The 20,986-nt window shown below is 72.6% G+C and carries 17 protein-coding genes; 6 read left to right on the top strand and 11 right to left on the bottom strand.

The window, feature by feature from the left end:
- The first annotated feature begins 243 nt into the window (after positions 1-243).
- Positions 244-1,626, top strand: coding sequence for a hypothetical protein (locus ASF27_RS03690; RefSeq protein ID WP_200918678.1), 1,383 nt, complete (start codon positions 244-246; stop codon positions 1,624-1,626).
- A 249-nt stretch (positions 1,627-1,875) separates the two neighbouring features.
- A complete protein-coding gene (locus tag ASF27_RS03685; RefSeq protein WP_056165752.1) occupies positions 1,876-2,349 on the top strand; it encodes a flavin reductase family protein in 474 nt (157 codons plus the stop codon).
- Here the strand turns inward: ASF27_RS03685 and ASF27_RS03680 are convergent.
- A complete protein-coding gene (locus ASF27_RS03680; RefSeq protein WP_056357738.1) occupies positions 2,310-3,476 on the bottom strand; it encodes a glycosyltransferase in 1,167 nt (388 codons plus the stop codon). The two genes, ASF27_RS03685 and ASF27_RS03680, sit on opposite strands and share 40 nt — an antisense overlap.
- A 222-nt stretch (positions 3,477-3,698) precedes the next feature.
- Between ASF27_RS03680 and ASF27_RS03675 the strand changes: the two genes are divergently transcribed.
- Positions 3,699-4,889, top strand: a complete 1,191-nt coding sequence (locus tag ASF27_RS03675) for a DUF1972 domain-containing protein (RefSeq protein WP_056357735.1) — start codon at positions 3,699-3,701, stop codon at positions 4,887-4,889.
- Positions 4,890-4,911: 22 nt separating this feature from the next.
- Entirely contained in the window at positions 4,912-6,282 is a 1,371-nt protein-coding gene (locus tag ASF27_RS03670; protein ID WP_056357732.1) for a cellulase family glycosylhydrolase, read from the top strand.
- Between the two features lie 7 nt (positions 6,283-6,289).
- On the opposite strand, the gene ASF27_RS03665 is transcribed toward ASF27_RS03670, so the two are convergent.
- Together ASF27_RS03665 and ASF27_RS03660 are read right to left on the bottom strand one after the other, a co-directional pair.
- Positions 6,290-7,606 carry a VpsF family polysaccharide biosynthesis protein gene (locus ASF27_RS03665; RefSeq protein ID WP_082478774.1) on the bottom strand — a complete coding sequence of 439 codons (1,317 nt, stop codon included), beginning with the start codon at positions 7,604-7,606 and terminating at the stop codon, positions 6,290-6,292.
- Positions 7,607-9,781, bottom strand: coding sequence for an exopolysaccharide transport family protein (locus ASF27_RS03660; protein ID WP_244480907.1), 2,175 nt, complete (start codon positions 9,779-9,781; stop codon positions 7,607-7,609).
- 435 nt (positions 9,782-10,216) lie between these two features.
- Between ASF27_RS03660 and ASF27_RS03655 the strand changes: the two genes are divergently transcribed.
- On the top strand, positions 10,217-11,770 hold the full coding sequence (locus ASF27_RS03655; RefSeq protein WP_056357729.1) for a hypothetical protein: 1,554 nt from the start codon (positions 10,217-10,219) through the stop codon (positions 11,768-11,770).
- Between the two features lie 3 nt (positions 11,771-11,773).
- Here ASF27_RS03655 and ASF27_RS03650 read toward each other — a convergent pair whose 3' ends face one another.
- From ASF27_RS03650 to ASF27_RS03625, 6 genes are read right to left on the bottom strand one after another with little or no spacing between them, the layout of a single operon-like run.
- On the bottom strand, positions 11,774-12,538 hold the full coding sequence (locus ASF27_RS03650; RefSeq protein WP_056357726.1) for an SDR family NAD(P)-dependent oxidoreductase: 765 nt from the start codon (positions 12,536-12,538) through the stop codon (positions 11,774-11,776).
- On the bottom strand, positions 12,535-13,905 hold the full coding sequence (locus tag ASF27_RS03645; protein WP_056357723.1) for a fatty acid--CoA ligase family protein: 1,371 nt from the start codon (positions 13,903-13,905) through the stop codon (positions 12,535-12,537). Before ASF27_RS03645 ends, ASF27_RS03650 begins: the two co-directional genes overlap by 4 nt.
- A gap of 4 nt (positions 13,906-13,909) precedes the next feature.
- Positions 13,910-14,167: a hypothetical protein gene (locus ASF27_RS03640; RefSeq protein ID WP_056165768.1), complete on the bottom strand. Its 258-nt coding sequence runs from the start codon at positions 14,165-14,167 to the stop codon at positions 13,910-13,912.
- The gene (locus ASF27_RS03635; RefSeq protein WP_056357720.1) at positions 14,164-15,126 is read right to left on the bottom strand and encodes an alpha/beta hydrolase; all 963 of its coding nucleotides are present in this window, start codon (positions 15,124-15,126) and stop codon (positions 14,164-14,166) included. The genes ASF27_RS03640 and ASF27_RS03635 overlap by 4 nt, the downstream gene beginning before the upstream one ends.
- A gap of 26 nt (positions 15,127-15,152) precedes the next feature.
- Positions 15,153-16,085, bottom strand: coding sequence for an amino acid--[acyl-carrier-protein] ligase (locus ASF27_RS03630; protein ID WP_082478772.1), 933 nt, complete (start codon positions 16,083-16,085; stop codon positions 15,153-15,155).
- 55 nt (positions 16,086-16,140) lie between these two features.
- Positions 16,141-17,322: an acyl-CoA dehydrogenase family protein gene (locus ASF27_RS03625; RefSeq protein WP_244480915.1), complete on the bottom strand. Its 1,182-nt coding sequence runs from the start codon at positions 17,320-17,322 to the stop codon at positions 16,141-16,143.
- A gap of 336 nt (positions 17,323-17,658) precedes the next feature.
- On the opposite strand from ASF27_RS03625, the gene ASF27_RS03620 reads away from it, so the two are divergent.
- Positions 17,659-17,928 carry a phosphopantetheine-binding protein gene (locus tag ASF27_RS03620; protein WP_056357718.1) on the top strand — a complete coding sequence of 90 codons (270 nt, stop codon included), beginning with the start codon at positions 17,659-17,661 and terminating at the stop codon, positions 17,926-17,928.
- A 30-nt stretch (positions 17,929-17,958) separates the two neighbouring features.
- Here the strand turns inward: ASF27_RS03620 and ASF27_RS03615 are convergent, their stop codons facing one another.
- Positions 17,959-19,173, bottom strand: coding sequence for a type II secretion system F family protein (locus ASF27_RS03615; protein WP_056264891.1), 1,215 nt, complete (start codon positions 19,171-19,173; stop codon positions 17,959-17,961).
- Entirely contained in the window at positions 19,173-20,915 is a 1,743-nt protein-coding gene (locus ASF27_RS03610; RefSeq protein ID WP_056357716.1) for a GspE/PulE family protein, read from the bottom strand. The genes ASF27_RS03615 and ASF27_RS03610 overlap by 1 nt, the downstream gene beginning before the upstream one ends.
- Positions 20,916-20,986: the final 71 nt, after the last annotated feature.

Here is a 20,986-nt window from a genome sequence, read left to right as displayed (position 1 = left end):
TCGGCGTGGCTCTCGTGGCGATGCCCGCGTCCGGGCGGAACGTCGGTCTCCGATCGATTTGCCGATCCTAGAGAGGCATCCTTAAAGATTTTCGCCGGTGGTGGAGCCGATGAGACCCGCGCCGAGTCCCGCGCCAAGATTCGCGCGTAAGACCCGCGAGCCCACGCGAACCGTTGCATCATGATCCGAGCGTTGAAATCCGCTTTGCCGACTCGACGCGCGCCCCGTGCGGCGGGCAGCCCCGTGGGCAAGACGGCCGCGCCGCCGGTCGCGCGGGGCGGGTTCGGCGGCCGGTTCGCCGTGATCCTGTCGGGCGAGCTGATCCAGAGCCTGTTCCACTTCGCCCTGAACATCGCCCTGGTGCGGATCCTGAGCCAGCACGATTACGGGCTGTTCGCCATCGTGTTCACCGGGGGCGCCGTGGGGCTCGCCTATATCCGGGCCCTCGTCGCCGTCCCGGCGACCCTGCACATCGCCCGCAGCCTCGGCCGGCCGGCTGAGCGCGGCTACGACGTGGTGTTCGGCTCGGGCGCCCTGGCGCTCTGCCTCGGCATGGCCGCCCTGGCGTTGGCGCTCCTCATCCCCGTCATGGGGGTCGCCGGGGCGCTGGGCGCCGGCGCGTTCGTCGCCCTCTACGCGTTCCGCAGCTACCTGCGCCTCGTGCTGCTCGCCCGGAAATCCGCCCGGATCGCGGGGATGAGCGACGGGGTCTATGCGGGCGTCGGCCTGACCCTGACCCTCGCCATCCTGTACGCGGGTGATGCGTCCGCCCTCGATCACGCCTTCCTGGCCCTAGCCTTCGCCCATGCCTGCGGCATCGTGGTCTCCTACGTCGCCCTGCGTCAGCCCCTCCGGATCACCCTGCGCCGGTCCCTGTGGCGGCGCTACGTCGGCCTCTGGCGGACGCTGCTGTGGTCGCTGACCGGGGTCACCAGCATGATCGTCCAAGGCCAGGGCCTGACCCTGGCCTTCGCCGCCATCGTCGGCCCGGCGGCCTACGCGCCGATCGCCGCCACCCTGGTGCTGTTCGCCCCCCTGCGCATCCCCACCAACGCCCTGGTCAACATGGTCCTGGCGGAGGTGACCGGGCTGCTCGCCACCGGGCAGGCCAGGCAGGCCGACCGGATCGTCGTCCGCTCGACGGCGGTGATCGCGCTCGGCTGCCTCGTCTACGGCGCGGCCATGTGGTTCGCCCTGCCGCTCATCGAGCAGGTTCTCTTCAAGGGGCGGTTCGGCCAGGAGCCGATGGCCTGGATCGGGCTCGGAATCTGGGCCGTGACGACGATCTCCCTGCTCTACGCGATTCCGCGCACCTACCTCGAAGCCTCGGCCGCGTTCCGCTCCATCGCCTGGGGCGCCATCGGCGCCGCCCTGCTCGGGTTCTCCATCATGATCCCGATGCTGCTGAGCCTGCCGTCGCACACGGCGCTGCTGGGTCTGATCGCCTCTGAACTCGCCAGCTGCCTGTGGTACGTCCTCAACTTCCGCCGCCTCGCACGCCGCGCCGACGGTGCCGTGCTGGCCGCCGCCGCCATCGTGTCGGAGGCGGAGGCGCCCCGCGAGGGCGATCCGGCGGCCCCCGCGCGGACGGGGCTTCGGAACGGGCGCGCGCCCGTGCGGACCTGAACGGGTAGCCAGCGCGACGAAATGGGGTATGCCGCACGACGAATCCGGATGAAGGCGCGCGGCGATTTTCCCATGTGACGCGGGCGCCGGCCCCTGAAACAGAGTGAGTCCGTCGCGCCGCGCGGCGACCGGGGGATCGCGTCTCCCGGGCCGGCGGCGGATGAACAGAGAGCGGGCGCGGTGCCCGGGCAGGAGAGCACATTGAGCAGTCCGGTCCGAGACGTCCCGCCGCTCGCCGGCGCCGCGCTGATGAAGCGGGCCATGCGGCGCCTCGCCGGCGGCGTCGTGGTGGTGACGGCGGGCTCCGGCGAGGAGCGCGTCGGCCTGACGGCGACCTCAGCGGTCTCGCTCTCCGTCGAGCCGCCGACCATGCTGGTCTGCATCAACCGGGCGGTCTCGGCGTGGCCCGTCATCGCGCGCCGGCGGCACTTCTGCATCAACATCCTGGGGGCCGGGCACCAGGCGGTGGCCGAGCGCTTCGCCGGAATCGGCGGCCTCAAGGGCGCGGCCCGCTACGCCGATGCCGATTGGGTCGCCATGCCGTCGGGGGCCTCGGGCCTCGCCGGGGCACAGGCCATCCTCGACTGCACCCTCGACGAGGTGATCGAGCGCCACAGCCACGCGATCCTGCTCGGTGCCGTGGGCGAGGTGCGGATCGCGAACGAGGACGCGGACGCGCTGGTCTACCGGCTCGGCCGCTTCGGCAGCCTGCCGCTGGCCTGATCCAGCGGGGCGCCGCCCTCGAGAACCCCGCGGAAGCACGCCACCATGCCGGCGGCCGAGGCCGCCTCGGCGAAGACGTTGACGTAGCGCGCCCGCGCGGCCCGGGGAAAACCGACCCAGGCCTCGGGCTCGCTCACCAGGAATGCGAGGCGTTCGGCGAGGGCGGCGGCGTCGCCCGGCGGAACGAGCCAGCCGGTGACCCCGTCCTCCACCACTTCCGGCAGGCCGCCGATGTCCGAGACCACGGGCGGAATGCCGGAGGCCATGGCCTCGATGGCGACCCGGCCCAGGGATTCCGGCAGCCGCGAGGGCACGGCGACGATGTCGGCCCAGGCGAAATGCTCCGCCGGGTCCGGCGTGAACGCCAGCCGCTCGACGGTCCGCGCGAGGCCGGCTTCCGCGATGCGCGCCGCGAGGGCGTGCTCCCGCGCCTCATCCTCGAAGGCACTGCCGACGATCCGCACCGCGATCCGGTCGCGGGTTCCCCGGGGCAAGCGCGCGAGGGCCTCGACCATGACGTCCTGGCCCTTGATCCGGCTGATCCGGCCCAGCATCAGCACGCGCAAGGGGCGGTCGCCCCGATACGTCGCGGCCTTCGGCCGGCCGGGATCGGCGATGCCGTTGTAGACCACGGTCCCCGAGCGGCCGGGCGGGGGGGCGAAGGCGGCTTGCGTCGCCCGCGAATTGAAGATGACGCCGCAGCCGGCCCACCCGATCAGTCCGCGCAGCACGGTCCGCACCAGGCCCTGCGGGATCTCGTGGACGTGGACGAGGCAGCGTCGGCGGAAGAACCGGGCCGCCAGCAGATAGTCGGTGACCACGGAGGTGTTGACGTAGGTGAGGTCGCTGCGCGCCATCCGCCGCATCGCGCGGCCGACGGCCACCGGCAGGGTCAGGAGACCCAGGGTCGCGAGCCGTGGCAGGTCGCGGCGGCGCAGGATCCACAGGGGCTCGACGTGGATGCGGCTCGCCACGGGCTCCAGGGCGGCGACGATCGGGCCGCGACGCGGCAGGACCACGTCGATGACGGCGTCCGGCCACGTCGCCCGCATCACCCGGACCGTCTCGATGAAGCTGCGGTCGGACCCGTAGAGTTCGAACCCCTGGTGAACGCACGTGATACGCATGGGGGAGCTCTTCCCGGGATGCCGAGGATCGTTTCCGACACGGATCGTTTCCGACATCGTGCGTCGCCGGAGAGATCAGGACAGACCTCGTTGGATCGGTCTCTATGGATCCTTTGTTAAAGAATGACACAGCACGGTGCCGTGAGGGCATGCCCGCGCACAGACGGCGGTCGATCGTGAAACCCCGGCACGATCCTGCAAATCCGGCAAAGGTGACATTCCATGACCACCCCGCCCGCTCCCGCGCTCCTGATACTCGGAACGCGCGGACTCCCGGCCGATCACGGTGGCTTCGAGACGTTTGCCGAGCGCCTGGCCCTGTTCCTCGTCGCGCGCGGCTGGTCCGTCGGCGTCTACTGCCAGGACGAGGTCGAGACGGTGACCGAGCGGTTCCGCAGCGAGACGTGGCGCGGCATCGAGCTCATCCACGTGCAGGTCGCCACCCGCGGCCCCAAGGCGACCCTCGACTTCGACTACCGATGCGTCCGCCACGCGGCCGAGCGCGACGCGGTCAGCCTGGTGCTGGGCTACAACGGCGCCGTGTTCCTGCCGCTCCTGCGCCTCGCCGGGCGCCGCATCATCACGAACATGGACGGCATCGAGTGGCGCCGGCCGAAATGGTCCCTGCCCGTGCGGGCCTGGTTCTGGGTCAACGAGTGGATCGCCGCCTGGTCGTCGCACCACCTCGTCGCCGACCATCCGGCCATCGCCGACCATGTCGCCACCCGCCGGTCGCGCAGTGCGATCAGCACCATCCCGTATGGGGGCGACCCCGTGACCGACGCTCCGCGCGCGCCGCTGGCCGCCTTCGGGGTCGAGCCCGGACGCTTCCTCGTCTCGATCTGCCGGATCGAACCCGACAACAACATCCTCACCATCGTCGAGGCGTTCTCGCGCAAGCGTCGGGACGCCAAGCTCGTGGTGGTCGGGGAGCTGCGCGACGACAATCCCTATCACCGGCGGATCCGGGCCGCGGCGAGCGCCGACGTGGTGTTCCCGGGGGCGATCTACGAGGCCGGGATCGTCGGTGCCCTGCGCTTCCACGCCCGGGCCTACCTGCACGGGCACACGGTGGGGGGCACCAACCCGTCCCTGGTCGAGGCCCTCTGGGCCGGCAGCGCCATCATCGCCCACGACAATCCGTTCAACAGCGTCACCGCCGGCGCGGACCAGAGCTACTTTCGCGATGCCGACGGGTGCGAGGCCGAGATCACCCGTCTCCTTGATGACGACGCGGCCCTGGACCGGGCGCGGGCGGGGGCGCGCCGCCAGGCCCTGAACTTCACGTGGACGGACATTCTCGAAGCCTACGAGACCATGATCCGCCAGGTCGGCGCGCCGCATGTGCCCGTCCGCTCCGCCGAGGTCGCCGCCGCACGCCTCGGCTCCGGTGCGTCGCGGACCTCCGTCTAGGTCCGCGGGAGAATCGGGGCCGATGACCGGGCGCGTGCCGCCCACCCGGCGCGGCGTGATCGCCGCCGGACTCGCGGCCGGCGGCCTCGCCGCACACCCCATGCCGGCGGCCCTGGGGCGGGAGCCCGTGCGGGCCAGACCGGTCTCGCCCGGGCCTGCTGCGCCGAGGGAGACCCCGTCGGCGAAGCCCGTCGTCCTGCGTCGCGGAATCAACCTCTGGCCGTGGTTCTCCCTCACCCGTGAGTACCCGGCCCCGCGCACGGACTACGCCTGGCCGGCCTTCGATCCGGACCGCCCGGTCCCGACCCGGGCGGACCTCGCCGGCCTCGCGCGTGCGGGCTTCGACTTCGTGCGCCTGCCCATCGATCCTGGACCGTTCCTGTTCTTCACGGGCCGGACCCGCGCCGTGTTGTTCGGCATGCTCGACGCCGCCGTCGCGATGGCCCTGGCGGAGGGACTCACCGTGGTCCTCAACCTCCACGCCAACGCGGCGACGCATCACTACACGCCGGAGGCCCTATACGGCGGCCCCGACGCGCCCCTGCTCGACGCCTACCGCGACCTCGTGGCGGAACTCGCCCGCGCCCTCGCGCGCCACCCGCAGGGCCGGGTCGCCCTGGAGCCCGTGAACGAGCCGCCCCAGGCCTGCGGCGCGGAGGCGTGGGGGGGCATCCAGGCCGGCCTCCTCGGCGCTGCGCGGGCCGCCGCGCCCGCCCTGACCCTCGTCGCCACCGGCGCCTGCGGGAGCCTGGTCGACGGGCTCACCGCCCTCGATCCGGCCGCCCTGACGGCGTTCCGGCCCCTGCTCTACACCTTCCACTTCTACGAGCCCTACCTGTTCAGCCACCAGGGCGCGCCCTGGATGGACGAGCCGGTCTACCGCGCCCTCAACGCCGTGCCGTGGCCGGCCTCCGCCGGCCGCCTCGACGCGACCCTCGCGGCCGTTCGCCGCCGCATGGCGGGCGATGCCGCGCTCCCGGCCGCCCGCAAGGCGACGGCCTACGCCGAGACCGAACTCAAGCTCGCGGAGTACTTCGCCGCCCGGCCCGATCGCGGCTTCCTCGACCGGGGGCTCGCCCCGGTGCGGGCCTGGGCCCTGCGCCACGGCATCCCGACGGGCGAAATCCTCCTGGGCGAGTTCGGGGCCCTGCGCAGCGATCACCGCTACGTCGCCTCGGGGGCGGCCGACCGGGCGCGCTACGTCGGCGACGTGCGCCGGAGCGCAGAGGCGGCGGGCTTCCCCTGGGCGTTCTGGAACCTGTTCGACGGCATGGGCCTCGTGCAGGGCGAGACGCGGAGCCTCGATCCGGCGCTCCTCGGCGCCCTCGGCCTCCCCGCTCCACCCGCGGGGGCTCCATCCGGGGCATCGCCATCCGGGACCTTTTCGCCCTGACGCGAGCCTATCCGGCGCGGCGCGAAGCCGGCGTCGGCCGGTACAGGGCGACGAGGAGGATGGCGAACTTCGCCATCAGGGTGGTCTTGCCCCCGAGGCTCTCGTAGGTGTTCACGAGGAACACGAAGGCGATCATCGGCATGGCGATGCCGGGGCGGCACCGGCGCGCGAGCTCGACCAGGAACAGCGCGACGGCCACGGTGAGCAGGGCGGTCATGATCGCGCCCTGGTAGAGGACGATCCGCACGATGGGGTTCTCGAGCCCCAGGGCGAGGCCGTTGATGCGGCGCAGGCTGTCGATGATGGTCGGGTCCGGGCCGACCACGAGTTCGCGCCAGGACAGACGGTTGAACAGCTCGACGACGAGGACGCGGGCGTTGGCGCTGCCGCCGTCGTCGACGAAGCGCCCGATGAGGGCGTCGAAGAAGCCGAGGCCGACGAGGCCGGCCAGGGCCAGGGCGAACAGCGGCATGGCGAAGGCGGCCCCCGCGACGGCGAGCAGCGGGATGCGCCCGCGCGTCACGGCCCGGATCAGGCCTCGGCCGGCCAGGACGCCGCCGAGGGCCAGGGTGACGACGATGGCCGAGCGTCCCCCGAAGGTGACGAGGGCGACGGTCTGCAACCCGAGCATGGCGAGGCGCCGCACGGCATCGAGCGACCCGCCGCCCGCCGCTAGGGCGATCACGTAGCAGGCCGTGAGCGTCGCGCTGGTCAGGGGGTGGCCCTGCAGGGCCACCGAGCGGGTGTCGTTCTCGAGAAGCAGGCCGTCGAGGCGGAACGGGAAGAACGGCCCGCCGACGACGAATTCGACGAGGCCGAGGCTCGCATTCGCGGCCATCAGCACGTGGACCAGGGTCTCCAGCCGGGCGAGGCTGCGCCCGTCGCAGCCGCCGAGGAGAATCAACGTCAGGCTCGGCAGCAGGAACGTGTCGATGGCGCCGGCGATGCCCGCGCCGCCGCGCAGGCTGATCTGGAGGGCGAGGGCGGTGCCCATGAGGCCGAGGAACGCGCTCGCCGGCCTGTGCTCCAGGATCGTGACCGCGTTGGCCACGGGATTGCCGGCACGCAGGAGCGTCCACGCGAGGAGCAGGACGGCGGCGTAGGTGGCCGGATGGATCTTCTGGACGGGCGAGCCGGTGAGGCCGTCGTAATTGATGCCGGCGATGGTCCAGAGCATTCCGCCCGAGAGGCAGAAGACCAGAACCGTCAGGACCGCGACGGCAGGGTCCGGAAGTGCCCGGAGGCGCGCGTGGGCGCCGGGGCTCCAGCCGGGGCTCCCGCCCCGCCCGGCGACCTCGCCGCGTAACCCCTCGCGGCTCGACATTCAGGCCCGGTCGTCGATGAGCAGGGCGCCGAAGGCCGGTCGCCCCATGGCCGCGGCGACCCGGTCGAGGTCGACGAGGTCCGCCTGCAGGGTGCGTCCGGCCCGGGCCACGACCACGAGCCGGTCCGCCGCGCCGACCACGGCGCCGAGGCGCGTGTTGGAGGAGAGGATGCCGCAATCGATCAGCACGAGATCGAAGCGCTCGCCGACCTCGTTGAGGAATGCCTCGACCTTGGCGCGGTCGAAGGTTCCCCGCGTCGCCCTGTTGCCGTTGCCGATCCCGAGCCAGCACGCGCCGGTGGCCGCATCCGTGGAGACCACGGTGTAGAGGCCCTTCTCGCCCCTCAGCACGTCGAGGAGCCCGCTCCTGCCGCGGCTTCGGCCGCCGAGATCGGCCTCGATGGTGAGGACCCGGTCTCCCTGTGCCGCCGCCGTGGCCGACAGGACTTCGATCACGGCCTTCTGCGCCGCGCCGTCTCCCCCACCGGCCGCCACGGCGACGATGAGGGCGCGCTCCATGCCGTTCTGCCCGATGCTCCTCGGAGTCATGCCTTTCGGATTCACGCTCGTCTGAACCCTGCCGTGGCTGCGCAGGGTGTCGAGGGCGACGGTGGCCTCCTTCTGACAGGCAGCGGAGTCGGACGCGGGCGCGGGCGGGAACGTCGCCAGCACGGGCGCCTTCAGGAGCCGCTCGAACTGCCGGGCGGAGAGCAGCGTCGGCCGGCGGTACTCGCTCACCATCGCGACGCCGACCCCGACGCCGAGGCCGCCGACGAAACCGGCCGCCAGGAGGAAGCCGCGCAGGGGCCAGCTGCGTTCCTCCGGCGGCAGGCCCCAGGAGATCACGCGCGTGTTGGCGGTATCGATGGTGGCCTGCTCGGCGATCTCCCGGGAGCGCACGAGATAGGTGTCGTAGACCGACCGGCTCGCCTGGACCGTGCGCTCGAGTTCGCGCAGCTGCACCGCGGCCTTGCTGGTCTGGACCGATTCGCCGCGCAGGGTCTCGAGGTTGTCCATGAGCAGGCGCTCGGCGGCCCGGGCGCGCTGGACGTCGATCTCGGCCGCCTTGGTGATCCGGGCGAGCTCGGCATCGATGAGACGCTTGACGTCCCCCATCTGGGTGCGGATGGCGGCCATGTAGGGATGGCGCTGGCCGAGCTGCGTGCGCAGGTCGCCCTCCTTGGCGGCGAGCTCGGCGTATTGCGCGCGCAGGCGCTCGACGGTGGGCGACCGGATCGCCTCCGGCAGGGTGCTGGTGTCGAAGGCCGCGCCCCGCGCCGTGGCGATGTTCTGCAGCTTGCTCTTCGCCTCGGCCGTGCGGTCGCGGGCGGCGACGAGGCGGGCGTTGCTGTCGGTCAGCTGCTGCTCGCTGACGAGGCGGCCGCTCGACGAGATCAGCCCGTTCGCCGCCTTGAACGCTTCGAGGCGCCGTTCGGCCGCGCCGACGTCGGCGCGCAGGCCCTCGAGACGGTCGCGCAGCTCGCCGGCGGCCCGCTTGGCCCCGTTGGAGCGGGCCTCGGCCTGGTCGGCGAGGTACGCGCGCGCGATGGCGTTGGCGATGTCGGCGGCCTTGTCGGGGGTCGACGCCGTCACGACGATGTCGACCACGAACACCTTGTCGGCCCGCTTCACCGCGAGCTTGCGCCGGAGCTTCTGCAGGGCGAGGGTCTTGTGGTTGCGCAGGGTCGGTTCGGAGGGGCCGAGGAGCGTATCCTTCAGGCTCTGCACGGTCCGCTGCACCAGGCCCGCCGCCGGCGCGCCGAATTCGGGATCGTCCTCCAGGCCCACCTCCGCGATGGCGCGCAGGAGCACCGCGTCGGACTCGATGACCCTGACCTGGCTCTCCACGATGGTGACGCCGCCATCCGCCGCGGCGGCGCTCTCGTTGAGGTCGTGGTTGACCACCTGCCGGTTGCGCGGATCGATGAGGAGCTGCGAATTCGCGGAGTACAGCGGCGTCGCGAGGAGGCCGTACACCAGGGCGGCGACCGTGAAGGCCGCCGTCGTCGCGAGCACGATCCAGCGGCGGCGCACCACGATGCGCCAGAGGTCGCCGATGTCGGCCGCGGTGTCCTTGCCCACGGTCTCGGGCCGGTCGGCGACGTAGGGCATCAGCACGGCCGCGCGGCCCGCGTCGCGCTCGGCCGGTCGGACGCTTGGCCACTGATGGTTCACAGGCGGAACTCCATGCATGCGTCCGCGACCCGGCCCATACTCCGCGCGAAGGAGGTCAAACGTCGGTGAAGGCCCGACCCGGAGCGGGCCCGGCTCCCGCCCGTGCCCAGAGTTAATCGATCGATGCTTAATTGATCGTCACGTCCCGCGCCCGTTTCGTCGGCGGGGCGTGAAGAATTGGGGAAGACTTCAGCCGGAAAGGGAAAGTTTACTTCGTCTCCGCAGGCTCGTCACGGGCCGCCGGCGATCCGGCCCTCGGCCCATCCCGCCGAGCAGCGCCCGTACCCCGCCCGTCGATGCGCCCGGTCGCGCGGTGGACCGGGATGCCCCGGCAGCGGAAGTGACGACGATGCGAAACCTGGCGTGCCTTCGAGATCCATCGGGCCTTCGAAATTCGTCGGGCCTTCGAAACCCGATCCGCCTGCGGGATCCGTCGTGCTCGTAAGGCTCTGCCTCGACGGGCGCGGCCCCCGCGGGTGGCACGCCGCCTTGGTCGCGCGCCTCGGTGCCCGGCCGGGCTGCCGCGTCGTGGTCGATGCCCGCTCGCGCGTGGCCGCGTGGCCCGCCAACGCCGACCGGCTGTTCCGGATCGAGACCCTGTTTCACGGCCTGCCGCCGGGCGGTCCCGCCGCCCGCCTGGACGAGGCCGAGGCGGCGGCTCTGCCGTGGCTGGCCTCGGCCGACCGTGCGGCCGTGCGGCCCGACTGCGTCATCGATCTAGGCGGCGATTGCGATGCGCCCGACGGCGTCCCGGTCTGGCGCCTCCTCTACGACGGACAACCCGGCGAGGCGGCGCTTCTGGCGAGCCTGCTCGCCGGCCGCGTGCCGGTCGCGAGCCTGGTCGCGGATGGCCGCGTCCTCTGCGAGGCGCGCCTCGGCACGGAAGTGCGGGGCGTCGTCCGCACCACCTTCGAGGACGGGCTCGCCCGGACGGTGACGATGATCGCCGCCGCCTTCGTGGGGGGCGCGGCGCCGATCCCCGCCGGTTCGCCGCCGCCCGCGCCCGGGGCGGGTCTCGGCGCCCGCGACCTCGCCCGGCGCGCGGCCCGCATCGCCGTGGGCAGCGCGGTGCGGCGCCTCTATCACCTCGGCTACAGCGCCCCGCATTGGCGCATCGGCTGGCGACGCCTCGACGGACCGGACCTCGTCGCCCTGGGCCGCCACCCGGATTCGGGCTGGCACGAACTCCCCGACGACGGACGACGCTTCTATGCCGATCCCTTCCCCATCGTGCACGCGGGCCGGTGCTGGCTGTTCGTGGAGGAGTACGATCACGCCTCGGCCAAGGGCGTGATCTCCGCGGTGGCCTTCGACGAGACCGGGCCCGTCGGCACGCCCGTCCGGGTGCTGGAGACCGCCCACCACCTGTCGTATCCGTTCGTCTTCGCGCGCGACGGCGCCGTCTGGATGGTGCCCGAGTGCTGCGCCGCCGGCACCATCGACCTCTACCGCGCGACGGACTTCCCCGGCGGCTGGGTCAAGGAGGCGACCCTCGTCGCCGACGTCGCGGCGAGCGACCCGACCCTGTTCGAGCACGATGGCCGCTGGTGGCTGTTCGCCACCGTGCGCGAGGCGCCGGCGGCGGCCCCCCTCGGGCACGGCTCGTTCTCCGACGCGCTCTACCTCTGGAGCGCGCCGGATTTCCGCGGACCATGGGCGCCGCACCGGGCGAACCCGGTCCTCGTCGACACCGCCGCCGCGCGGCCCGCCGGCCGCGTCGTGGTGCATGACGGGCAGGCGGTGCGCCCGGTCCAGGATTGCAGCCGCGGTTACGGCTGGGCCCTCGGACTCATGCGGATCGACCGCCTCGACGAGGACGGCTTCGCCCAGAGCTTCCTGTCGCGGATCGAGGCGGGCCCCCTCTGGCCGGGCTCGCGGCTGCACTCGCTCAACGCCGCCGGCGGCTTCGAATTCATCGACGGCTCCGCCCGGGCCCCGCGCGTCTCGCCCCGCCGGATGGTGAAGCGCGTCCGTCGCCGGAGCGCGTGAGGCTCAGGCGGTGCTGCCGGCATCCACGGTGAGAACCGTGCCGGTGACGTTGCGGGCCTTGTCCGACATCAGATAGGCGACGGCGTTGGCCACATCCTCCGGGTCGGCGAGGCGGCGCAGGGCGGCGCGGTTGGCCACCCGCCCGCGCTCGGCCTCGTCCATCCCCTCGGTCAGCGCCGTCTCGACGAAGCCCGGTGCGACGGCGTTCACCGTGACCCCGAGCCGGCCGACTTCCCGTGCGAGTGAGCGGGTGAAGCCGATGGAGGCGGCCTTGGTGGCGGCGTAGACCGAGAGCGCGTTGTAGCCCGTGAAGGCGATGATCGAGCTCACGTTCACGATGCGCCCGGCGCCCGCCGCCATCATCCCCCGCACCACGTATTTGGTGAGCACCATCGGCGCCACGGTGTTGATGTGCACGAGGTCGTGGATCTCGCGGTCGGGCATGGTGGCGAGCAGTCCGGGCGTGCCGATGGCCGCGTTGTTGACGAGCCCGTAGATCGGGCCGTGCGCGGCGCGGATGCCCCGCACCAGGGGCTGCAGCGCCTCGGTCTGCCCGAGATCGCAGGCCGAGAAATGCATCGCCCCGTCCGGGGCCGCCCGCGCCGCGGCCTCGAACGCCTCCGAGGGGCGGCGCGCGACGGCCACCACCCGGAAGCCCTCCGCCGCCAGGCCGGTGGCGATGGAAAGCCCGATGCCCCGGCTCCCGCCCGTGACGATGACGGTGCGCCGCTGGGTCGGGGTCGGTTCGGTCGGATTCGGCCCCGTCACGAGACGCCCCGCAGGAGCTTGCCGCCGGCCGAGATCGGCAGGGCGGGCACGAACTTCACGCTGACCGGGACCTTGTGCTTGGCCAGATGCGGCCGGCAATGGGCGATGATCGCCTGTTTGAGGCCGGCCGGATCGTCCGGTGCGCCGCCATCCTCCCGCAGGACGATCTCGGCCTCGACCACGGCGCCGAGGATCGGGTTCGGCCGCGGCCGGACCCGGGACATGGACACGCGGGGGTGGCTGTTGAGGATGGTCTCGACCTCCTCTGGCTGAACCTTGGCGCCGCCGACGTTGATGATGCCGCTGCGCCGGCCGAGGAAGTGGTAGCGCGCGCCGCGCAATTCCACGAGATCGCCGCTGTCGACGAACCCGTCCGCGTCGGTCAGCGCGGCGGCGTCGGCGCCGAGATAGCGCCGGCCCGTGCGCTGCGAGCGGATCTGGAGGGTCCCCTCGCGCACCACGATCTCGATGCCCGTGCGCGCGCCGACGAACCCGGCGGGAAACCCCTCGCGGCCGTCCTCGACGGTGAAGCCGACGCCGCCCTCCGTCGAGGCGTAGGCGTGGGCGATGCGCGCCTCGGGAAAGGCGGCGCGCATCTGGTCGAGGATCGCCTGGTCGGCGATCTCGCCGGAGAGGCGGGCGTAGCGCGGCGCGAGGCGGTCGAGGGCCGTGCTCATGAGGGCGAGGCGCCAGTGCGAGGGCGTGCCGAGGATGTGGGTGACCCCGGCCTCGGCCACTCGCACGAGGTAGTCGCGGACCGGCTCGTCCGCCTCCGACAGGACGAGGGGCGTCGGCCCGAGGATCGCCCGCAGGAACACCTGGAGGCCGCCGTAGCGGCGGATGTCGTAGAACGTGCTCCAGACCGTGCCGGGCTCGGGCGTCGCCGCGACGTTGATCCCGCCCGCGAGGCCCTCGAGGGTGTGGACCACGAGTTTCGGCGCACCCGTGGTGCCCGAGGTGGCGAGCACCCATTCGGTCGGGCGGGGGGCCGCGAGCGGAGCGGCCAGGGCCGCCTCCGTGGCCTCCACGCAGGGCAGCCCGTTCAGCGCCACCCGGAACGGACAGGCCGCGTCCGTGACGCAGAGGTCGATCTCGGCGGTGGCGAGGATCTGTGCCGCTTCCTCTCCCGTGAGGCCCGGAGGGGCCAGCACCATCCGGCCCACCAGCCCGTCGAGGGCGAGCATCGCCAGGGCGGCGTTCATCTGGCCGCCCGTGGCGACGAGGACCGCGCGCCCGGCGAGGCGCTCCGTGAGGTCGGTCCGGGTCTGGGACGCGATCAGGGCGGGAAGCGACCGGCGCGCGGTTCGGTCCGAGAGGAACAAGCCGTCGAGGCTGCCCGCGCGCGTCAGGCGGTCACGCAGGGTCATCGGCTCAGGCCGCGGCCGCGACGGCGGCGCGCTCGTAGAGTGCCACGAGGTCGCCCAGCGTCACCGGTAGGTCGGCGACCTCCAGGGTGCTGAACGGGTCGACGCCGACGAGATCCTCCATGCGGGCGACCAGCAGGGCGAAGCACAGGGAATCGAACGGCGTGTCGAGGAGCACGAGGTCGTCGGTCAGCGGCGGCATCGCCTTGTCGTGATCGCGGGTGATGGCTTCGATCTCGGAAACGAGGGTGGAACGAACGCTCATGATGCTCTCCGGTGCGGGGATTGGGGGATGGTTCGGGCCGGATCGCCGCGCAGATGAGCGCCGAATGCGGCACCGATCTCCGCGAGGATCGGGCGAGCCGTGGGGATGAGGCGGCCGAGACCGTAGAAGTAGTGGATCATGCCCGCGTGGCAGGTGTGGACCACGGGGATGCGGGCCTCCGCGAGACGGGCCGCGTAGGCGGCGCCGTCGTCGCGCATGATGTCGTGGGACGCCGTGTGGATGTGGGCCGGGGGCAGGCCCGTCAGGTCCGGCTCGCGCCCGGGCGAGACGCGGGGATCCGCCACGACGTCCGCGACGCCGCAGGCGGCGATGTCGTGGCGCACGGTCTCGGCGTCGAGGAAGTGGCCGGTGGCGAAGGCGCGGTGGGACTCCGTCGCGCAGGTGAGATCGAGGACCGGGCAGATCAGGAGCTGACCGGCGATGGCCGCGCGGCCGCGCAACATCTGGGTCGTCCGCGCGGCGAGACCCGCGCCGGCCGAATCCCCGCCGATCCCGAGGCGGCTCGCGTCGAGGCCGAAGGCTTCCGCCGCCTGCGCCACGTGGGCGAACGCCGCCACCGCATCCTCGATGGCGGCGGGGTAGGGGTGCTCCGGGGCGAGACGATAGGCGACGGCGACGACGCGGCAATCGGCCGAGTCCGCGAGGATCCGACAGATGGCGTCGTGGGTGTCGAGGTCCCCCGACACCAGGCCGCCGCCGTGGAAGAACACGAGCCCCGGCCCCGTCTCCCCGGCGTCGCGGGGCGCGTAGGCCCGCGCGGCGCACGGCCCCGACGGGAGATCGAGCACGAGATCCCGCGCCGCGACGGCGACGGGCGTCGCGCCCGCGAGCTGGGCCAGCACCTGCTGGCCCTTGCGTCGTTCGGCGACGCCGCGCGCGCCGGTGCCGCCGAGCGCCATCATGTCGAGGAACCGCCGCACGGCGGGGTCGAGGCCCATCACGCTCGCCTTCGATCGGGTTCGGTTCAGAGCGACAGGGCCGCCCGCACGGAGACCGGCCAATCGGCGATGGTCGCGCCGTGAGTCGCGAACATCGCCACGGCGAGGCGGTCCATGCCGAAGGCGACGCAGCCCGTATGGGCCGGCTCGCCGTCGGCGTGGCGCAGATCCCAGGTCGTGCCGAAATGCTCGCGGTGATAGTTGAAGCTCATGCAGGCGGTGCCGGCGGCCTCGCCGCGCAGCGGGATCAGCAGCTCGAACTTCAGGGCGGCCTCGAGCTGGCTGAACGCCTTGATCTGACCGAGCCGCCCGAAGAACGGGTCGCTCGCCTGCTCGATCACGTAGGGCAGGCCGAGTTCGTCGGCGATCGCCGTGGCGCGGCCGATCCAGCGCTCGCGGAATTCAGCGACCTGATCGGGCGTGCCGATGACGACGTATTCGCGCATCCGGAACGACTGGAGCCGGTCGAGGTGCGGGGAGGGCTCGCGGCGGAAGCAGTCGCAGGCGACGTCGAAGCGATAGCCCGCCGCCGGCACGGCGCCGCGCGCGGCCGCGATGGGATAGACCGGGTAGCAGGCCGCCGGGGTGAGCACGAGGTCGGCGGTCTCCAGGCCGCTGGTCCAGTCGCCGCCCTTCGCCTGGAGATCGGCCTTGGCGAGGATCTCCTGTTCGGTGCCCTCCAGGCACGAGACGCAGCCGAGCAGGTTCGGGAAGCTCTTGAGGTAGCCGTGCCGCTCCAGATGCGCCCGGCTCATCACCGGCGGGAACCGGAACACCTCGGTGTCCGCCTCGCGCTTCGAGGAGATCAGCGCGGTCAGGGCCTCCACCACCGATTCGTAGGCGCCGGTCCGGGCGTAGACGCCCTGCGCGTCCATGGGCCGGAACATCGTGTCGAACAGGGCGTCGAGGGGATCCGTGGCCGGGGGCGAGGCCGGGGCGCGGCCGACATTCATGTTCATGGGTCTCGACTTTCGCGAAAGGCGGATTCGGCGGGAGGGCGGCGGGTCTCGACGATCAGTCGCGCAGGGAGGCGGCGACGGGCGCCATCAGGGTGGCGGTGGCGAGGTTGGCGACGATGCGGTCGTTGTGGATCATGATCGGCGCGGACAGCACGTCGCGCAGGTGCCGGCCGATGGCGAAGTCGCCGTCCTCCCGGTAGCCGGCGAGGCCGTTGGCCCGCATGGCGCTCATCACCGTCGAGACGGCGAGTTCCGAGACCTCGACCTTGAGCATCGTGATGGCGGTCTGGAAATCCAGGGCCGAGAGGGCGGCGGGATCGCCGGTGGCGGCCTCGAACCGGTCGAGGCTCTGGCCGATGAGCGCGCGGGCCTGCTTCAGGCCGGACACGGCGCGGGTGTAGTGCAGGACGCCGGGCGGGGCGACGCCGCCGGCCCCCCGCATGGCCGTGCGGGTGAAGGCCTGCGCCTTGTCGACGGCCCCGGCCGCGATGCCCGTCCAGGCGCTCGACCACAGGATGTGGGAGACCGGCGTCATGGTCTGGCTGTGGACGTCGGCGTAGCGGGCGGCGAGCACCTGCTCGGCCCGGCCGCGGGCGAGGAGGCGGAACCCGCTGCTGCAGGTGCCGCGCATGCCGAGCGTCTGCCAGCCGCCGAGGCGTTCCAGGGTGTAATCGGCCTTCAGGAAGACGCACAGCACCTGGTCCGACGCGGCGGCCTCGTCCGTCCGGCGCGCGACGGTGACGATGCCGTCGGCCTGCGCTCCGTAGGAGATCACCGTAGCGGCGCGGTCGAGGACGATGTCCTCGCCGTCCCGCGCCACCGCGGCCGCCGAGACACGGACGTTGCCGCCGTTGTTTCCCTCGGTGGTGGAGGACGCCATGAGCAGCTGCTCGCTGGCGATGCGGCGCATCACCGCCTCGACCCAGGCCGCGCCGCGGCCGTGGCGGACGAGGCAGGCCACCTTGGTCTGGTGCATGGCGAAAATCATCGCCGTGGAGGCGCAGGCGCGTCCGAGGGTGTAGCAGATGTCGGCGAGCGCCTGGATCGAGGCGCCCTCGCCACCGAGATCGATGGGGATCGCCGCACCGAGCAGGCGGTGCGTCCGCATGGCGTCCCGGGCTTCGTCCGGAAAGCGGCCCTCGCGGTCCACCGCCTCCGCGTGGGCGGCGGCCACGGCCGCCACGGCGGCGGCCCGGGCCTGCAGATCGGCGGCCTCGCCCACGGCCCCGGCGGACATCGCTCCTTGCTGGATCGTCATGGTCATCCTCGAAAGCATTCCGCTTCCGAGCCTTCCGCCCGCAAGCATTCCGGTTCAGTCACGGCACGTGCCACGGAACCCGAGGGCCCAACGTGCTGTCCGGCACGGGATGCAGCAATATAGGGAAGACATTAAGGCGCGCTTATTTGTGGAAGCGGAATCGGAACCCTGAGGATATGATTAAAATTAACGCCAATAACGCTCGGATTCGACCGAACGTTGACCGGCGCTGGGCGGCGATCCAAAGATGCTGGACGACCGTCGCGGTTGCGTGGCCTCTGTGCGCGGACCCGGCTTCAACATGGACGCATCGTCATGAGCCCTGCTTTGGATACCGTTAACTATACAGATCGGACCATGTACCTCGCCAAGGGTATCCTGGCGCAGCAGTCGCAGGCGCGGGATTTCCAGCCCGAAGACGCCCTCGTCGACGTGGGGCTCTCGTCCCTCGACCTCGTCAACCTGATGATCGCCGTCGAGGCGGAGTTCGACATCATGATCCCGCCGGCGCAGCTGAACCCGAAGAATTTCTACTCCGTCGGGTCCATCGCCCGCATGATCGAGACGGTCAGCGCCCGCGCCTGATCCCGGCGCTTCCCGGGGCCGGTCCTTCCGTCATTGCGCGAGGTCGCCGACGCTGAGGATCGCGCTCATCACCGAGATGATCAGGCCGCCGATGAGGCCGCCGATGGTAACGGTGACGAGGGGCGTCAGCAGGGCCAGCAATCGGTCGATCTGCTCGCGGGTCCGGGTCTCGTGCATCTCGGCGGCGTGGAGCAGCACGGTGCCGAGGCGGTTCACCTGCTCGCCGCTGGCGATGAGGTTGAGGGTGGAGGCGGCGTAGGGGCGCAAGCCCGCGAGGCCGGAGGCGAGGCTGCCGCCCTCGCTCAGGCGGCGCGACGCCTGGGCCAGGGCCTCGCGAAACAGGCCGTTGCGCGCCAGCGGCCGGGTGGCCGCCACCGCGTCGGGAATCTGCACCTCCGCTTCGAGGAGCGTCCCGAGCACCCGGCAGATGCGGCCGAGTTCGGCGCCGACCACGATCTCCCGCACGATGGGCAGGCGCAGGGCCGTCCGCGAGCGGAAGGCTGCGAAGGCGGGATTCGCCCAGAACTTCGCCAGCAGCGCCCCCGTCACGAACACGCCGCCGAGGAGGACGGGCCACCACGCGGCCAGGGCGTCGCCGAGGGCGGACGCGGCGCGGATCGCCAGGGGCGCGGGCTTGCCGGTGCCGTCGAACAGGGGGGCCAGGGCCGGCACCAGAACGCCGATCACCATGGCCAGCGTGCCGATCGCCATGAGAATGAGGATCGCCGGGTAGACCATCGACGAGGTGAGGTGGCGGCGCACGGCGTCGCGCCGCTCCAGGGACGCCGTGAGGCTGGAGAGGACGCCCACCAGGGTGCCGGTCGCCTCGCCGGCCCGCACGGCGTCGATCATGTCGGGCGGGAAGGCCTGCGGGTGCGCGCTCATCGCCCGCGACAGCGCGGCGCCGGCCATCACCCGCTCGAGGAGATCGGACAGGACGGGGCGGAGCGCCCCGCTCGCCTGCCGCTCCACGAGGCGCAGGGCCCGGTCGACGGTGAGGCCGGCACCCAGCAGGGTCCCGAATTCCTTGAGGAAGCCGATGCGGCCGGCATCGTTGATGCGGTCGCGCCCGAACAGGTCGCGGCGCCAGAACGGAACGCCTCCGGCGGCGGCCGGCGCGATCTCGAACACCTGCAGGCCGTCGTTGCGCAGGGCGGACACCGCGCGCTCGCGGCCCTCCGCCTCGATCCGGCCCGTGCGCAGGCGCCCATCGGGGGCGTAGGCCTTGTAGGCGAAGGCCGGCATCAGACCAGCCCCTCGAACACGCGGCCGATCTCGTCGAGGGTGGTCTCGCCGGACATCACGCGGGCGCGGGCGGTCTCCGCCAGGGTGGCCATGCCGGAGGCGCGGGCCTGCGCCACGAGGCGCTGCTCGTCGGCGCCCTCCGCGATGAGGGTGCGCAGGGGGGTGTCGAGGGTCATGATCTCGGAGACCACCATGCGGCCGCGATAGCCGGTGCCGTTGCAGGCCGCGCAGCCCCGGGCCCGCTTCAGGGTCGGGGGCGCGGCGGTGTCGAGGCCGAGCCGCAGGCAGGCCTCGGGCGAAGCCGGCTCGTCCGCCGCGCAATCGGCGCAGACCCGGCGCACGAGGCGCTGGGCGATGACGCCGTTCAGGGTCGCGGCGATGAGGAAGCGCTCGACGCCCATGTCCACGAGGCGCGTGACCGTGGCGGGGGCCGAGTTGGTGTGGAGGGTCGAGATCACGAGGTGGCCGGTGAGCGCGGCCTGCACGGCGATGCGGGCGGTCTCGCCGTCACGGATCTCGCCGACCATGACCACGTCGGGGTCCTGGCGCAGGATCGAGCGCAGGGCCGCCGCGAAGTCGAGGCCGATGCCCGGATGGGCCTGGACCTGGTTGATCCCGGCCATCCGGTACTCCACCGGGTCCTCCACGGTGACGACCTTGAGGTGCGCGCCGCTGATGGCGCGCAGGGCCGCGTAGAGGGTCGTGGTCTTGCCGCTGCCGGTGGGGCCGGTGACGAGGACGAGGCCGTTCGGCCGCGCCGTCATGGCGCCGATCTCGGCGATGGCGGCGGCGTCGAAGCCGAGGCCGGAGAAATCGTCGACCCGGCGCGAGCCGTCGAGGACGCGCATCACCACGCTCTCCCCGTGCGCGGTGGGCAGGGTCGAGACGCGGATGTCGATGTCGTGGCCGCGATCGGGCACCTGCATGCGCCCGTCCTGGGGCAGGCGCCGCTCGGCGATGTTGAGGCCGGCCAGGATCTTCACCCGCGTGGTGAGGGCGAGCTGGACGGATTTCGGCAGGCGCTCGGATTCGACGAGCACCCCGTCGACCCGGTAGCGCACCCGCACGTCCGTCTCCTCGGCCTCCACGTGGATGTCGGAGGCGCCGCGCGCGAACGCGTCGCGCACGAGGCGGGCGACGAGGCGCACGATGGGGGCTTGGCTCGCCACATCCTGCAGCCGGGCGAGGTCGTCGTCGAGGCCGGCCTCGGAATCCGGGGCGGCGTCGCCGTAGACGGCGCGATGGACGCGCTCGAAGGCGGCCGGTCCGACGATGCACAGGCGCACCCGCCGCTCGGTGAGATGCTCCAGGGCCAGCGCGATCTCGCTGTCGAACACGTCGACGGCCGCGACGACGAGCTCGTCCGCGTCGACCGCGATGGGCAGCGCCCGGACGCGGGCGCAATACTCGGCGCCGATCTCCGCCGGCAGGACGGGGGCGGCCGGCACCTCCTCGTCGCGCAGGAACGGCAGGCCCGTCGAGGCGGCGAGCGCCGAGACCAGGGTGGCCTCGTGGACGAGGCCGAGTTCGGTGAGCAGGATCGGAACCGGGCGCCGCCCCGGCAGGTCGAGGGCGGCGAGCGCCCGCTCCAGGCCGGCGGCATCGAGCACCTGCATCTCGGCGAGGTCCGCGACGAACGCCCGGGCTGCATCCCGGGCCGCATCCCGGGCGTCGCGTTCGGGCGCCCGCCGGTCGGGCCGGGCGCGCCTCGGGCGGCGCTTTCCGGCCCAGATGTTCAGCATGACGAATGTCCGTTCTCGGGTGCCCCGGAGGAGGAGCCGTCGTGAGTCGCTCTTAAGCCGATAGAAACCGA

The sequence above is a fragment of the Methylobacterium sp. Leaf102 genome (assembly GCF_001422425.1).
In the GTDB taxonomy this organism is placed as follows: domain Bacteria; phylum Pseudomonadota; class Alphaproteobacteria; order Rhizobiales; family Beijerinckiaceae; genus Methylobacterium.
The sequence above is the reverse complement of the archived record's forward strand: the minus strand, read 5'-3'. Positions and strand labels throughout refer to the sequence as shown.